The organism is Algibacter sp. 2305UL17-15 (assembly GCF_040720935.1).
Classification (GTDB): Bacteria; Bacteroidota; Bacteroidia; order Flavobacteriales; family Flavobacteriaceae; genus Jejuia.
In genome coordinates, this window is the sequence record NZ_JBFDAE010000016.1 from 54,356 (window position 1) to 70,019 (window position 15,664).

16 protein-coding genes are annotated in these 15,664 nt (G+C 33.5%); 6 read left to right on the forward strand and 10 right to left on the reverse strand.

The window, feature by feature from the left end; genetic code table 11:
- Positions 1 to 82: 82 nt before the first annotated feature.
- The gene (locus tag ABXQ82_RS15480) at positions 83 to 2,071 is read left to right on the forward strand and encodes a DUF349 domain-containing protein (RefSeq protein ID WP_367061733.1); all 1,989 of its coding nucleotides are present in this window, start codon (positions 83 to 85) and stop codon (positions 2,069 to 2,071) included.
- An 84-nt stretch (positions 2,072 to 2,155) separates the two neighbouring features.
- Here the strand turns inward: ABXQ82_RS15480 and ABXQ82_RS15485 are convergent, their stop codons facing one another.
- From ABXQ82_RS15485 to ABXQ82_RS15510, 6 genes are all read right to left on the reverse strand, one after another.
- Entirely contained in the window at positions 2,156 to 3,019 is an 864-nt protein-coding gene (locus tag ABXQ82_RS15485; RefSeq protein WP_367061865.1) for an anti-sigma factor, read from the reverse strand.
- Between the two features lie 72 nt (positions 3,020 to 3,091).
- Complete coding sequence (locus ABXQ82_RS15490) at positions 3,092 to 3,763, reverse strand: Crp/Fnr family transcriptional regulator (protein WP_367061736.1); 672 nt, start codon at positions 3,761 to 3,763, stop codon at positions 3,092 to 3,094.
- Between the two features lie 92 nt (positions 3,764 to 3,855).
- Positions 3,856 to 4,278, reverse strand: a complete 423-nt coding sequence (locus ABXQ82_RS15495; RefSeq protein ID WP_367061739.1) for a DUF5606 domain-containing protein — start codon at positions 4,276 to 4,278, stop codon at positions 3,856 to 3,858.
- 59 nt (positions 4,279 to 4,337) lie between these two features.
- Entirely contained in the window at positions 4,338 to 4,928 is a 591-nt protein-coding gene (gene def / locus ABXQ82_RS15500) for a peptide deformylase (RefSeq protein ID WP_367061742.1), read from the reverse strand.
- A 70-nt stretch (positions 4,929 to 4,998) separates the two neighbouring features.
- Positions 4,999 to 5,409 carry a Holliday junction resolvase RuvX gene (gene ruvX / locus ABXQ82_RS15505; protein WP_367061745.1) on the reverse strand — a complete coding sequence of 137 codons (411 nt, stop codon included), beginning with the start codon at positions 5,407 to 5,409 and terminating at the stop codon, positions 4,999 to 5,001.
- A 447-nt stretch (positions 5,410 to 5,856) separates the two neighbouring features.
- The gene (locus tag ABXQ82_RS15510; RefSeq protein WP_367061748.1) at positions 5,857 to 6,120 is read right to left on the reverse strand and encodes a hypothetical protein; all 264 of its coding nucleotides are present in this window, start codon (positions 6,118 to 6,120) and stop codon (positions 5,857 to 5,859) included.
- A 327-nt stretch (positions 6,121 to 6,447) separates the two neighbouring features.
- On the opposite strand from ABXQ82_RS15510, the gene ABXQ82_RS15515 reads away from it, so the two are divergent.
- Together ABXQ82_RS15515 and ABXQ82_RS15520 are read left to right on the forward strand one after the other, a co-directional pair.
- Positions 6,448 to 7,263: a 2,3,4,5-tetrahydropyridine-2,6-dicarboxylate N-succinyltransferase gene (locus ABXQ82_RS15515; protein ID WP_367061751.1), complete on the forward strand. Its 816-nt coding sequence runs from the start codon at positions 6,448 to 6,450 to the stop codon at positions 7,261 to 7,263.
- Between the two features lie 92 nt (positions 7,264 to 7,355).
- Complete coding sequence (locus ABXQ82_RS15520) at positions 7,356 to 8,417, forward strand: glycosyltransferase family 9 protein (protein ID WP_367061754.1); 1,062 nt, start codon at positions 7,356 to 7,358, stop codon at positions 8,415 to 8,417.
- Here the strand turns inward: ABXQ82_RS15520 and ABXQ82_RS15525 are convergent.
- Positions 8,407 to 9,225, reverse strand: a complete 819-nt coding sequence (locus ABXQ82_RS15525; protein ID WP_367061757.1) for a glycosyltransferase family 2 protein — start codon at positions 9,223 to 9,225, stop codon at positions 8,407 to 8,409. The two genes, ABXQ82_RS15520 and ABXQ82_RS15525, sit on opposite strands and share 11 nt — an antisense overlap.
- A gap of 44 nt (positions 9,226 to 9,269) precedes the next feature.
- Here ABXQ82_RS15525 and ABXQ82_RS15530 point away from each other — a divergent pair, with 44 nt between their 5' ends.
- Entirely contained in the window at positions 9,270 to 10,034 is a 765-nt protein-coding gene (locus ABXQ82_RS15530) for a glycosyltransferase family 2 protein (protein ID WP_367061760.1), read from the forward strand.
- Between the two features lie 261 nt (positions 10,035 to 10,295).
- Here the strand turns inward: ABXQ82_RS15530 and ABXQ82_RS15535 are convergent, their stop codons facing one another.
- Entirely contained in the window at positions 10,296 to 11,063 is a 768-nt protein-coding gene (locus tag ABXQ82_RS15535; protein ID WP_367061763.1) for a lipopolysaccharide kinase InaA family protein, read from the reverse strand.
- 184 nt (positions 11,064 to 11,247) lie between these two features.
- On the opposite strand from ABXQ82_RS15535, the gene ABXQ82_RS15540 reads away from it, so the two are divergent.
- Entirely contained in the window at positions 11,248 to 12,186 is a 939-nt protein-coding gene (locus ABXQ82_RS15540) for a glycosyltransferase (RefSeq protein WP_367061766.1), read from the forward strand.
- Here the strand turns inward: ABXQ82_RS15540 and ABXQ82_RS15545 are convergent.
- Positions 12,183 to 12,980 carry a glycosyltransferase family 2 protein gene (locus tag ABXQ82_RS15545; RefSeq protein ID WP_367061769.1) on the reverse strand — a complete coding sequence of 266 codons (798 nt, stop codon included), beginning with the start codon at positions 12,978 to 12,980 and terminating at the stop codon, positions 12,183 to 12,185. The genes ABXQ82_RS15540 and ABXQ82_RS15545 overlap by 4 nt on opposite strands.
- A 1-nt stretch (position 12,981) precedes the next feature.
- The gene (locus tag ABXQ82_RS15550) at positions 12,982 to 13,854 is read right to left on the reverse strand and encodes a hypothetical protein (protein WP_367061772.1); all 873 of its coding nucleotides are present in this window, start codon (positions 13,852 to 13,854) and stop codon (positions 12,982 to 12,984) included.
- 215 nt (positions 13,855 to 14,069) lie between these two features.
- Here ABXQ82_RS15550 and ABXQ82_RS15555 point away from each other — a divergent pair, with 215 nt between their 5' ends.
- The gene (locus tag ABXQ82_RS15555) at positions 14,070 to 15,512 is read left to right on the forward strand and encodes an HD domain-containing protein (protein ID WP_367061775.1); all 1,443 of its coding nucleotides are present in this window, start codon (positions 14,070 to 14,072) and stop codon (positions 15,510 to 15,512) included.
- The last annotated feature ends 152 nt before the right edge of the window (positions 15,513 to 15,664 follow it).

Below are 15,664 nucleotides of genomic sequence, written 5' to 3' on the forward strand. Positions count from 1 at the left end.
AAACCCCGTTCCTTTTTTGTAATTACTCTAGTTGTTAGTATCTTTAAGAAATAAAGATTACGAACCCAAAACATTTGTTAAAATGTCAGAGCTAGATAACCTGCAAAACGCAGACGGAGAAGAAAAAAAAATTGAGATTTCAGAAACTGAAACCACTCAACACACAAAAGATTTAGAACATCAAGATGATTCAGGAATAACCGAAACAACAGAGGAAACTGTTACTGAAGAAATCTCGGAAGAAAATGAAGTTGAGAAGAAATCTACTGATGATGACGATGCCATCAATGAAATAGACGAATCTAATGCTGAAGATGCAGAAGATGAAGGCAACAAAGACCGTCATAAAATAGAGACTAAGGAATATGAAAAAATGTCTTTGGAGGCCTTAGCTATAGAACTCGAAAAATTGGTTCAAAAAGAAAAAGTTCAAGCCATCAGAAGTCATGTTGATGCTATAAAAAATGAATTCAACTCAAAATTCAATGCTTTATTAGATGAAAAAAAGGCTGATTTTATTGCCGATGGCGGTAATGAAATTGATTTCTACTACGCCACACCTGTTCAAAAACGTTTTAAAAATGCCTACAGAGATTTCAGAAGCAAACTTAATAACCACTATAAAAACATAGAGCAAAACCTTAAACAAAATCTTCAACAAAAGCTTGAAATTATAGAGGAGCTAAAAGGTTTGATAAATGTTGAAGAAAATATCAATACTACCTATAAACATTTTAAGGAACTGCAAGAGCGTTGGCGCAATACTGGGCCAATACCAAGAGATAAATACAATAACGCATGGAACAGTTACCACCACCATGTAGAAATTTTTTACGATTTTCTGCACCTCAATAGAGATTTACGCGATTTAGATTTTAAACATAATCTAGAAAAAAAGCTATTGATTATAGAGCGCGCGGAAGAATTAGCAAAAGATGACGATACAATGCGTGCCTTCAGGGAATTGCAAGAGTTGCACAAATTGTGGAAAGAAGAACTAGGACCCGTTGGAAAAGAACATCGGGAGGAAATTTGGGAACGCTTTAAAGCTGCCACTAAAATTATCAACGATAAAAAACAACTCTATTATAAAGAGATTGATAAGGTTTACGAAAAAAATCTTGAGAAAAAACAAGAAATAATTGCTGCTATTGAAACCATAGCTGCTGAACCTAGCAACTCTCACGCTGCATGGCAAAAGAAAATAAAAGAAATTGAAGCCTTACGCAACGATTTTTTTAACGCGGGAAAAGTGCCAATTAAGATGAATGAAGCCACTTGGGCAAAATTCAAGGAAGCCGTTAGAAATTTTAACAGACGCAAAAATGCATTTTATAAAGATTTAAAAAAGGAACAATATCAAAACCTTCAAAAAAAGAGAGAGTTAGTTCAAATTGCTGAAGATAATAAGGATAGCGAAGATTTTGAGGTTACTACACCTTTGATGAAAAAAATTCAAAGCGATTGGAAAAAGATTGGGCACGTTCCGAGAAGGGATAGCGATAAAATTTGGAAACAATTTAAAGCTGCCTGTAATTATTATTTTGATAGAATCAATGCTAAGCGGAATGAAGCTAACAAAGAATTTATAGAAGCCTTTAACAAAAAACAAGAGCTTTTAGAAACACTAAAAAACCTTAAATTATCAAAAGACAAGGACAAAGATTTAGCGCTTATTAAAGAGCATGCAAATACTTGGAAAAATCTTGGAAGAGTTCCAAACGATAAACGCTACATTGAAGGTAAGTTTAATAAAGTTGTAGATGAATTATTTTCTAAGTTGAAGATTGACAAGCGTGAGGCTGAAATGATAAAATTTGAAACTAAGATCGAAACTTTAAATGCAAATGAAGATAATAATAGAAGCTTGGACAATGAACGCTTTTTTATTCGTAAAAAAATAGATGAAGTTAAAGGTCAAATCAATCAATTGGAAAACAACTTACAGTTTTTTACTAATGTTGATGACGACAATCCTTTGATGAAAGAGGTAAACGCTAATATTGATAAGCACAAAGAAGAATTGAAACTTTGGAAATCTAAACTTAGCAAAATTAAAGAGATGTATTAATTGAATTGTAGAACTCTTATCAAAAAAAGCATGATTTCAAAATTTTGAAATCATGCTTTTTTCACTTAAATATTTAAAGATCAACTATCTTGAAACAGTACCAGAAGGTAATGAGGCAAGGTTTAACCCAAAATCATGGGTTGCAGGAGCAGTTGCCTGACCAGCAGTTCCCAATAAAGGTTTCATTGAGAAAGGTGCAGGGGAATTATCTGGAACTGGCTCAACCGAAATTACGACTGTCCTACCTCTAACATCTAAAGGAAATGTTTCTCCAGCTGGAGCATTTCTAAAGAAATCCTCTCCAGGTACCGGAGGCCCTGGTTGTGAAGTTTCGCTAAAATCATCAAAACCATCAACTGCATTAAACACATTAAATGTACCTGTTGTTAATGGCCCTGAGTCTCCAACTACCCAACCCTCATATGCCCAACCTGCAGGTAATGTTGGTAAAACAAAATTAGGGGTTGGTGGTGCTCCTGGAGTACCAAACCAAACACCATATTGGTCATTTCCATTGTTTGTACCAGTTTCATCTGTAGGAGTTCTTAAAAAGAATGCTCCAGAAGCATTGCTAAAATCTCCAACAATAGATGAATTTAAAGTCGCTGAATTACCAGAGAAATCCCCTACTAAAACTTTTGTATCGGCAGGAGCAGGGTCAGGATCATTGGTAGGCTCAATAGATAAAACAAACCGTGTTGCTTTATTAAGTTGTTCAGAATTAACAGAGAAAGTTTGAGCAGAAGCTACATTTGTAAAGACACCTGTTGAAACTGGCGCACCATCTACAATAATCCAACCTTCATACACATAATCATTACCTAAAGCTTCTAAACCTTGTAAGATTAACGTTAAGTTTGAATTTGTTGAACCTCCATCGTCATCATTACTACAAGAAGTAGTGAAGAAACCTATTGCCACTAAGGCTAAAAACATTTTTTTAATCATCATTTTAATTTTTTTTGTTATTTAACTCAAAATTATATGATATTAAATTCATGAAATGTTAGCCAGCTAACATTAAGCAGATGTTTTATAAATTCTTATTTTTTTTCTTGAAAATTCAATAACGTTTTCTTCTTTTAATTCATTTAAAAGAATGTTTAACGTTGGTCTAGAAGTACCAATTAAGCAAGCAATATCTTTTTGAGTATATGGGTGGCAAATTATTTTATCTCCCGTTTTCTCACAGTCGTACCCATAATCTGTACAAAGCTCATGTAAAAATTCTAGCAACCTTGTTTTTGTGTCCTTGAATAATAACAGCTGAAGTCTGCGTTCTAATTTTTTCAATCTCAGCCCCAAAAACTTATAGATTTTAAAACTAAAGGTTTGATTATCCCGCATTAAGTTATGCATTGTTTCAACACTAATTGGGCAAATACTTGTCGTGTTTTCAACAGATTGGGCAAATTCTTCACGTTTTGACTCACCTAATATTGCAGTTTCCCCAAACAATTCACCACGAGTTAAAATAGCCTTAACTATTTCTTGTCCATCTTCGTTGTAGTAACCCAATTTTACTTTGCCTTTTTCTATTAAATAGACTTTATTTGCAGAATCTTCTTCAAAATAAATATAGTCTTGCTTCTTATAAGCATCAAAATCATGATTGGACTTGTAGGCTTTGAATTTATGCGGACAAAGCTTTCTAAAAAGGTTGACATCTTCAAAAAACCAAAGGGACTTCATCTTGTATATTTTTATTAAAGTAATGTCGAGAAGCAGTACAAAAACTTACAATAAAAGTCAAAAAAAAAACCTCCAATTTGGAGGCTTCATTTTTATTCTTCTTCATCACTCGATGTTTCTTCTTCTTCAAGTAAATTTAACATATCATGTTTTTGAAGCAAATTATACCATTGTATAATCTTTTTAATATCACTCGCATATACCCTATCTTCATCATAATCTGGCAACACATCAAAGAAATACTCTTCAAGTTTATCTTTACTTTCTTTATGGCCAACGCTAGAAGGCTTACCGCTTTCCTTGTCCTTAATTTTACTTAAGACCTTATGTAATGGCACCTCTTCTGTTAAAGTATAGATAGCTATTTCGCTTAAAACACTCACATTATTTTGCAGACTTACAGATAATCTTTTACCGTCAATCAAAGATTCTGCAACAAAACCCCCACGAGTTTGAGTTACTAATTTGTAAAGTCCTGGTTTTCCTGCAATAGCTAAAACTTTTTCTAAGCCCATATAAAGTTATTATTTTTTGAAAGTGGCAAATATCACATATTTAAAAAGCAATGCAAAAATTATCGCTTCTTTTTTTGATTTGGAAAACGCATTCTGTAATCTACGCTAATCTTACCTTTTGAAATATTTGAGAGCTTCCCTTTAATTAATCTCTTTTTTAAAGTTGACAATTTATCTGTAAATAGAATACCTTCAATATGGTCATATTCGTGTTGGATAACCCGTGCAATTAAACCATCAAAGGTTTCTGTATGCTTCTTGAAATTTTCATCAACATATTCAATAGTAATTTTTGGCTGTCTAAAAACATCTTCACGAACATCTGGAATACTCAAACACCCCTCATTAAATGCCCACTCATCGCCTTCTTCATCTGTAATTTTAGCATTTATAAATACACGTTTAAAATCTTTAAGTGCTTTTCTTTCTTCTTCTGAAAACTCTTCATCCTCGGAAAAAGGAGACGTATCTACCAAAAATAAACGTATGGGCAATCCAATCTGTGGTGCTGCTAAACCTACGCCCATGGCGTTATACATGGTCTCAAACATGTTTTCAAGAAGTGCTTCTAGTTTTGGATAGTCTTTTGTTATGTTTTCCCCTATCTTTTTTAAAACAGGATCTCCATAAGCTACGATTGGTAATATCATTGTTAGGGTAATGTGGTTTTTGCAAAAATACGATACTTCTTCTTTAAATTTAGGCTATTATTTGAAAAATCTATTTAGAGTACAAATAACTTTGAAGTATTAATGTGGCGCTAATTTCATCAACCAGGGCTTTGTTTTGGCGTTGTTTCTTTTTTAGCCCGCTATCAATCATGGTTTGAAATGCCATTTTGGAAGTAAAACGTTCATCTACTCTGGTAACGGGGATATTCGGAAATGTTTTATCAAGCAGTTTTAAAAAAGGAATGATTAATACTTCACTTTCAGAAGCGGTGTTATCCATTTGTTTTGGTTCTCCCACTAAAAAAAGCTCAACCTTTTCTTTGGAGGTATATTCTTTTAAAAAAGGTATCAATTCTTTCGTATTAACAGTAGTAAGTCCAGAAGCTATTATTTGCAACTCATCGGTTACAGCTATTCCTGTGCGTTTCATTCCGTAATCAATTGCTAAAATTCTGGGCATAAACTTCTTTTGTGCAAAAGTACTTCTTTCAAAATAAATATAGAGAGATTAATGATGGGGTTATGTAAAACCGATTAAGAGTATTAAGACACGAATTTCACGGATTTTCACGGATTTTTTTAAAAATCTATAGATTTTTATTTTTTGGAATTTAGTTATTGGGTTTTGGAAATTTAGTCCAACATCAAAACCTAATGCGCTGCGCTTTTAGGTTTTGGGTTTCCAGATCCCGCCCAATAGCGGGATTAGTTCAACCATCAAAACCTAATGCGCTGCGCTTTTAGGTTTTGGGTTTCCAGATCCCGCCCAATAGCGGGATTAGTTCAACCATCAAAACCTAATGCGCTGCGCTTTTAGGTTTTGGGTTTCACTAAAAAAAAAAGACTGCCTTTTCAGACAGTCTCTTTCGTGTTTAACCTTATTATTAAATTTGAATACTACTCTTGTTTAAGATAATTTTCTTCTGTGAATTTTAGGAAATACTAATTTGATGTTCTCAACTTTTCTTTCTCTGTTTAAGAAAATTCTAATATCACTACTACTACGTGCAATAGTTTCTTTAATTTTTACAGAATCAATAATTATTGTGTTTTCCAATGTTTTAGAAACAGTAATCGTTTTTTCAATACTATCAGTCTTAACTTCGTTCTGAGCACTTACTGCTGAAAAAGACAGTAATAAGATAAATAAGATGTAAAAATTAGTTTTCATGATTTGGGGTATTTCATTTGTTTCAACGGTTCAAATATATATCCATAAGCAAGCTCATCTATAAAAAATTAGTCATACAACACGGAATTTTCGATTACTAGAGAATCGGAAAAGATTGGTCGATGAATAGTGGAAGTGCGTATTTTTACCGATGAATAACACAAAAAATGCATTTCATCTATAAAAAATATTTTTTCAAAGGAAAAAAGAGGTTCTATATTTTAGAAAATCATCAGAAAACCGCTAAAATTTTTCAACATATTTAAAGATGAAATTCAGGCAACTTTTAGGCTTTAGGTAGTATATTTGCCCAAAATAATATTACTGATGACAGATTTACAACAAATTATAGAAAGTGCTTGGGATAACCGGGATCATTTAAAGGAAAGCAAAACAAAAGAGGCTATTAGAAAAGTAGTTGACCTATTAGATAAGGGCGAATTACGTGTGGCACAACCTATTGAAGGCGGATGGCAAGTTAATGAATGGATAAAGAAAGCGGTTGTACTTTATTTTCCAATTCAAAAAATGGAAACTTTGGAAGCTGGTATTTTTGAATACCATGACAAAATTCCATTAAAACGAAATTTTGCAGAAAGAGGGATTCGTGTGGTGCCAAATGCTGTTGCGAGACATGGTGCTTATATTTCTGCTGGTACTATATTAATGCCAAGTTATGTAAATATTGGTGCTTATGTAGATGAAGGCACTATGGTGGATACTTGGGCCACGGTTGGTAGTTGTGCGCAAATTGGCAAAAATGTACACCTATCTGGTGGTGTTGGTATTGGTGGTGTTTTAGAGCCATTACAAGCTGCCCCAGTAATTATAGAAGACAATGCATTTATAGGCTCACGTTGTATCGTGGTTGAAGGTGTAAAAGTAGAAACTGAAGCTGTTTTAGGTGCTGGTGTGGTATTGACCATGAGCACTAAGATAATCGATGTTACTGGTGATGAACCAATTCAATACAAAGGTATTGTGCCTGCTCGTTCTGTGGTAATCCCAGGAAGTTATGCCAAAGAATTCCCTTCAGGAAGTTATAATGTACCTTGTGCGTTGATTATCGGCAAACGTAAGGAAAGCACCAATAAAAAGACCTCCTTAAATGATGCACTTCGTGAACATAGCGTAGCGGTGTAAACTCAAAGTTTAAAAATTTCAATACCTAAATTCCAAATTCCAATCATTTTAAATTGGAATTTGGAATTTTTTGTTTGTACTTTGAATGGTCTATGAAGATTTTAGTAATACAACAAAAAATGATTGGCGATGTGCTTACAAGCAGTATTCTGTTTGAAGCATTACGCGCTGAATATCCTGATGCGAAATTGCATTATTTGGTTAATTCACACACCTACCCAGTTGTAGAACACCATCCTTTTATAGATGAATTTAAATTCTTTACTCCAGAGATAGAAAAGAGCAAAAGGTTGTTTTATTCATTTTTAAAGCACATCCGAGAGGAAAAATATGATGTTGTAGTTGATGTGTATTCTAATTACTCCAGTAATCTAATTACTTTTTTTTCTGGAGCTGAAACAAAAATTTCAAAATACAAATGGTATAGTTCTTTTATTTACACACATACCTTAAAAGAAAGTAAAACTCCAAAAACAAATGCAGGTTTAGCTATTGAAAACAGATTAAAACTTTTAAAACCAATCTGTAATACTGATTTTTCTCCTATTAAACCGAAAATTTATTTAACACCAGCAGAAATCGATACTGCTAAAAAATTGCTTACCAATTTCAAAACTGATGGATCCGAACCATTATTTATGATAAGTGTTTTAGGAAGTGGCCCAACAAAAACATATCCATTACAATATATGGCACAATTGATTGATGTTATTGTCTCTCAAACTAAAGGCTACATTTTGTTCAATTATATGCCTAGCCAAAAAGAAGATGTAAAGCAACTGATGGAATACTGTGCTGATGCAACCAAAAAGCAGATACATTTTAACGTTTTTGGAAAAAGTCTCAGGGAATTTATCGCCATAACAAAACATTGCACGGCATTAATAGGAAATGAAGGCGGTGCTATTAATATGGCAAAAGCTATTGATAAACCTACCTTTGCCATTTTTTCCCCATGGATTTTAAAGGAAGCCTGGAATATGTTCGATGACGGACATAAAAACGATTCCATTCATTTAAAAGATGTAAAACCTGAACTTTATGAAGACAAAGATTTAAAATCGGTCAAGCAGGACCATTCTAAATACTATCATGAATTTACGCCTGAATTAATTATTCCGAAATTAAAAACCTTCTTAAAAGCTATTTTATAATGCCGTAAGGTGTTCTTTTAACATTATCTTTTTTAGTAACCTCACGTATCTTTTTGTTTTTCTCTATCATTTCTGGTGTCACATAACCTCGTTTATGATCTAAATGCAGGCAAATAGCAGAATATCGAATCTGTTTCGCTTCAATGCCAGCATTAAATAAACGCTCGCCCATTTCTCTATCTTCGCCACCGTATTGCATCCGCTCATCATAACCGTTTACTGCAATAATGTCTGATTTATAACCTGAAGCATTATGCCCGTTCCAAGTGGCTGTTGTTGGTGTGAATTTATTGAGCAGTTTTTCTTTTAAACCTTTTGAAGTGATTTTATTATTTTTAAATGAAGATTTTAGTCCATGTTCTTTCAACCAATTAATGTTGAAGCAATTTTGGGTTTCAATATCTTCTTTTGTGATTAATTGACTTATAGACATTGGCAATTTAAAATAACCTCCAGATAAAAAATAACCCGCTTCTCTCCTATTCATATGAACTTCCAAAAAATCTTTTCGGGCAATGCAATCGCCATCGGTATAGACCAAATAGCTGCCTTTGCTGGCAACGGTCGCCTTATTTAAAATGATTGTTTTTTGAAACCCATTGTCTTCATGCCAAATATGTTGGATGGGATAGTCCACCTTAGATTTCATGGTTGCAATTAAGGTTTTGGTCTCCTTGCGTGAACCATCATCGGCAATAACAACCTCAAAATTTTTATAGGTTTGGCAGTTATAACTGCACAGTACTTTTTCTAACCACGCCGGGTTATTATAGGTGCTAATAATTACTGAAACTTCAATTGTCTTCATTGCTTCAAAAATAACTATTTTTACCAAAATTATTGAATCTTAGCATGATTAAACTATCAGGAGTTATCATAACTTTTAATGAGGAAAAAAATATTGAAAAATGTTTAAAGTCTCTTGTAGATATTGTTGATGAAATAGTTGTGGTAGATTCTTTTTCAACCGATAGTACAAAATCCATTTGCACTTCGTATAATGTGATATTTATAGAGCAAAAATTTTTGGGATATATAGAACAAAAAAACTTTGCGTTAACGCAAGCAACTTACAACCACGTAGTATCTTTAGATGGCGATGAAGCACTTTCCGAAGCATTGCAAGATGCTATTTTGAAGTTAAAATCCAATTGGAAATACGATGGCTATTTCTGCAACAGGTTTAATAATTTTTGCGGACAATGGATAAAATATTCCGATTGGTATCCTAATAAAAAGCTTCGGGTTTTTGATAGAAGAAAAGCAGCATGGACAGGCATCAATCCGCATGATAATGTCATATTAAATGATAAAAAGGCTGAAGTTGGACATTTAAAGGGCGATATTTTACATTGGACCTATCAGAGCTATTCTGAATTTAACAACAAAACCGAATATTTTTCGACCATTGCCGCAAAAGCGTATTTTGATAAAGGAAAAACAGCGTCTTTTATTAAAATAGTCTTTAATCCTGCTTGGGCATTTTTCAAGGCCTATTTCTTAAGATTGGGGTTTCTAGATGGCATTAACGGATTTGTAATTTGTGCACAAACTGCCAATATTACATTTTTGAAATATACCAAGCTTTGGGAGTTGCAAAAGGATAAATCTAATTAGGTAGAGTAAACATACCATAAACATTTTGAGTTGTCATAACAAGAATAGGTCTCATTAATGAATCCGAAGGATTCAAATAGTTATAACATCGATGGGCCAAGAAAGATACGACCCCAACGGGGTCGCATATAAAAAAAACGATTGGGCTATGCATATACAACCCCTTCGGGGTTTCTGAAAACTAAAAATTTGGTTTATACCATTTTAGCTCTAAAATGGGATTAACAAACAAAATTTATAATCTGCATTTTCCCTGTCTTTTTAAGCTTTCTTCCAAAACTTCAGTTTCTTTTTCAATCTGCGTTTGCGATGGTATTTTTCTTGAAATGCTTCAGTTTCTTGCCACATCAAATTAAAAATGGTTTCAAATGATTCCCCAGAGCATTTAGCATATTCGTCACTCATAATTTCAACCATATTTTTATGAATGGTCAATCGTGCAAAATTCTTTATCCGTGTTTCAAAATCTAAAGGTTTGAATTCCATTCGGTTTAAATCTACCAAGTAGAATTTATAGTCGCCATCATTAAGTTCAATAAGCGTATTTCCTGGAGAATGGTCTAAAAAGTGAATCCCTTTTTCATGCAGGTTAAACGTAAATCTTGTAAATGCCCTTAAAATAGCTTCGTGGTTGGGAATATCAAAATCGGTTGTCAACTCCCGATAAGTTAAATCACAATGTTGCTGTTCGCTGATATAATAACTGCTTTTAAAAAGAAAAGGTGTTGTAAATCCGTAATATGCAATGGGCTGTGGTGTTCCCACACCTAATTCGGTAAGTTTATTGGCATACTCAAAAGAGCGTTGTGCTTTACTTTTTCTAAAAAACCTATAGGCTATTTGATTGACGAGGTTTGGTACTCGAAATGATTTTACATTCAACTTAAAATCTTCAAAATCAAACAGTTTCAAGGAATTCCTATCCTGATTTCCAAAAGGTTCTCCCTTTTCATCAAAATGATAAATGATGTCATCTAAAAAATCATCATGCGATTTAAAATCTGTATGTATTACTTTTTTACATTTCACGAATCTAAGGTCAACTATTAATTTTATAAAGAATAATATATTTTAAAAAGCTGCAAATTACGCATAAACAATTAATGAACTCTTTTAAACCAAATTTCTTTAGGTTTCATATTTCAATTTCTTCAAAAATAGCATAGAATTAATTAAAATTGATAGATTTGTGAATCTTAAATACCCATAGTTTATGCACATCTTAATTATTGCAATTGATAACAAAATCCCTGTAATAAACTACGGAGGTACAGAACGTGTGATTTGGAGCTTAGGCAAAGAGCTTTACAAATTAAAACATAAAGTGACATTTTTAGTAAAAAAAGACTCCTATTGCGATTTTGCTGATGTTATTTTTTATGATAGCACCATTGATTTAAAGTCACAAATTCCTGATGGTATAGATGTTATCCATTCACATTCTGTTTTAAATTTAGACGCACTAAATATTCCTAATGTATTTACATTACACGGTAATATTTTTTCAGAATTTGAGATGCCAAACAATACAATTTGCATTTCTAAAAATCATGCAACACGCAATAATAGAAGCACTTATGTGTATAATGGTTTAGATTGGGACGAATTTGAGCCTTTTTCAATTGACACAAAAAGAAACTATTTTCACTTTTTGGGCAAAGCCACATGGAAAGTTAAAAACTTAACCGATGCTGCAAAAATAGCCGTAAAAACAAAAACAGAATTGAGGGTTTTAGGTGGCGAAAAATGGAATTATGAGAATTTAAAACGTGGCGGGTATTGGAAAGCGCATCCTTTGATAACATATCATGGTATGGTTGATAACAATACCAAAATGAAAATTATGAGCGCATCAAAAGGTTTAATTTTTCCTGTGAAATGGCACGAGCCTTTTGGTTTGGCAATTATAGAGAGCATGTATGCCGGTTGTCCTGTTTTCGGTTCTACTTATGGTAGCTTACCAGAACTTATCAATGAGGATGTTGGCTATGTTAGTGAAAATGTTGACGACCTAATAAATGCTGCAAAAAACATGTCTTTTAGTCCTAAAACCTGTAGAGATTATGCTGTTGAAAAATTTAACTCTAAAACCATGGCGTTAAACTATCTTTCACTATATGAAAGAGTCATTAATGGTGAAACATTAACTTAATTCAGCAAATATTTATCTACGCCATTTTTACAGAATTTCACTTTTTTAGCTATGGTTGTGGCTTCAATATCATTATTAATTTCGAGTCTGTCTTTAGGTTTTTCAACATGAAATATATGATATACAATTCCTAAATAACGTAATCGTCTGGCACTTAAACCGTAATTCAAGAATCTGATTGCCAGTTCAGAATCTTCTCTTCCCCAGCCTTTAAAATCTTCGTTATAACCGTTAACAGCTATAAAATCACTTTTAAAAAAAGACGTATTACAACCTCTATACTTTTTTGAGAATTCTGCACTTGTGCCATATAGTTTCCCAAACAAAGGCACATGCAATGCTCTAGTACGCTTTTTGATACCTTTAGAAAAAGGCGAGAAATTTACTTTTTTTGTTGAAAATAAAATGGGTAGAAACTCCTTTTTAATGGTTACCCTACTTCCAAACAGGTAAACATTAGATGCAGCAAATTTCAAATGATCTTTTACAAATTGTGGATGTACAATACAGTCGCCATCAACTTGAATGATATAATGACCACTAGCTTTAGCAATGGCTTTGTTCAAAATGATGGATTTTGTAAAGCCAACATCTTCATGCCAAACGTGATGTAATGGTACAGGGAAATCCTTTTGATAATTTTCTACCAATTGCTTTGTGTCTTCTTTAGAACCGTCATCAGCAATAATAACTTCCGAAGGAAAAACTTTTTGATTTCTCACACTAATCAACACCAAATCCAACGCTTCTGGCCAATTATATGTTGCTATAATCAAAGTGGATGTAAGGTTCATTTTATTTAAATAAGTGTTTAAAAAATTGACCTAGATTTTTCTTGAATATGAAGACATTAGATTTATAAAGTCCCTTTTCCTTCTCTGCTCTAAAATTCTCAAATAATTCGGTTGAATTTTTCCCTTCTATAAAATCTAAATACTTCCATTTTTCCGGTTCTAAAAAAAAGAAATTTTCCATCTCTTTATAATTAGTCTCATTTACGCTATCCCATTTTTTCATGAATCCGTCCAAATCAACTTCCTCATTATGACCCCAGTTCGTCAATTTCTGAATTAATTTTTCTCTATCTCTAGCTAAACATTCATGTAAAATAAGCGCATTAAAATAAATGACTTTTCCTTTGGTTTTTCGCCCAACTTTGTAATCTGGATAATTGGTTGCTACCACAGTTTTTGTAGCCTCATTAACGTAAAAATAACCGTTTTCTGTTTTCTTATATAAATTAACATGGAATGGCTGAATAAGCACCTTATTCTTTTCTGGGTGATCCAAATAGTGGTTTTTGCTTTTCAGGAAATCCACAAACCGTTTAAAATTGATAAAATATTCATCGGCATCTAATTGAATGATCCAATTGCCAATACCCATCTTTTCTGCCATCATTTTACGCTCCCTAACTTCACATTCCATGGTTGATAATTCTGGAACATAAAAATCATCTTCGTAAATGGTGATTTTACCTTTTGTATCAAAGTTTTCTATCCATTCGTAGAAATCCGGCGAAATAGCTATTGGGGCACCGTTCCATGTTTTTCTGTTTTTATCAATTGCAAGAAAAATGGTATCAGCTTCCTCATAGATTAAGGGTATAGAATTTTTGAGCATTTCATAATCATAAGACACTAAAAAACCAACTTGTATTTTTTTCATAAAATTGTTATTCTCATAATCACTTCAACGTAATTGTGCAAGTATGTAACAAAGATAGCCGAATAGTTTTCTTTCACAAAGCCCTCTCGAAAAACGTTTAAAGAAATAGTGCCTGCCGTTTTAAAAGGTCTTTGGTATGTCGTAAATTTGCAGGAAGAAAAAAACAGCTATAAAACAATCGTGTCCCGATAGCTATCGGGATCGTGCAAACTAATATGAATTACAAAGAAGCTCTACAAAACGAAATATTTAAAGTCATATCAAAATCTGCTCATCAATTAGAATTAGACAGTTACGTGATTGGTGGTTTTGTGCGCGATTTTCTTCTAAAACGAGGAGATGCCAAAGATATTGATGTTGTTGCCATTGGTAGCGGTATCGCATTGGCGCGACAAGTTGCAAAAAACTTACCAACAAAACCGAAAGTTCAGGTGTTTAAAACCTACGGAACAGCAATGTTGCGCTATCAAGATATTGAAGTTGAATTTGTCGGCGCAAGAAAGGAATCTTATGCCGAAGACAGTAGAAATCCGATTGTAGAAAACGGGAGTTTAAAAGACGACCAAAACCGGCGGGACTTTACCATAAATGCACTAGCATTGAGTTTAAATGAAGCTTCTTTTGGTGACTTGCTAGACCCATTTAATGGCATTCAAGATTTAGAAGATAAAATGATCCGTACGCCCTTAAATCCTGATATTACGTATAGCGATGACCCTTTGAGAATGATGCGCGCCATTCGGTTTGCAACCCAGTTAAACTTTACAATTGAAGATGAAAGTTTAAATGCAATAACCAGAAATGCAGAACGTATTAAGATAATTACCAACGAACGTATTGTTGTAGAACTGCATAAAATTTTGGAAAGCACAACACCATCTGTTGGGTTTTTGTTGCTTGAAAAAACAGGACTTCTAGAATTTATTATGCCAGAGTTAACCGCGCTAAAAGGCATTGATGAAGTTGAAGGACAACGACACAAGGATAATTTTTACCATACCTTAGAAGTTGTTGACAATATTGCACAAAACACAGACAACCTTTGGCTACGTTGGGCTGCCCTGCTCCACGATATTGGAAAAGCGCCCACAAAAAGATTCAGCAAAAAAGTGGGGTGGACATTTCATGCGCACGAATTTGAAGGCTCTAAAATGGTGTATCATCTTTTTAAAAGGTTGAAATTGCCTTTAAATGACAAGATGAAGTTTGTTCAGAAAATGGTGTTTATGAGCTCCCGACCTATTGTTTTGGCGCAAGATATGGTAACAGATTCTGCGGTAAGACGTTTGGTGTTTGACGCTGGCGAATATGTAGATGATTTAATGACACTTTGTGAAGCGGATATTACAACCAAGAACCCTAAAAAGTTTAATAAATATCATAATAACTTTAAAATAGTTAGAGAGAAAATCATTGAAGTTGAAGAAAGAGATCAAGTCCGTAATTTTCAGCCCCCAGTTTCTGGCGAAGAAATCATGAAAACCTTCAATTTAAAACCGTCTCGTGAAATTGGTATTATAAAAGAAGCGATCAAGGAAGCTATCTTAGAAGGCGACATCCCCAATGAACATGAAGCAGCATTTGAATTAATGTTGAAGAAAGGAAAGGAATTAGGATTGAGTTTAGACGGGAGAAAGGAAACAGATAATAGAAGATAGAAGATAGAAGATAGAAGATAGAAAATAGAAAAAGTATTAATACTATTAATTGTACTTACAGCACCAACCCTTACGCCCTTCTTCTTTGCGCCTCCGCGGCTTTGCGCGACTTTTTTTTGCATGAAATGAGAGAGGTAGTTAGGATAGGGAAT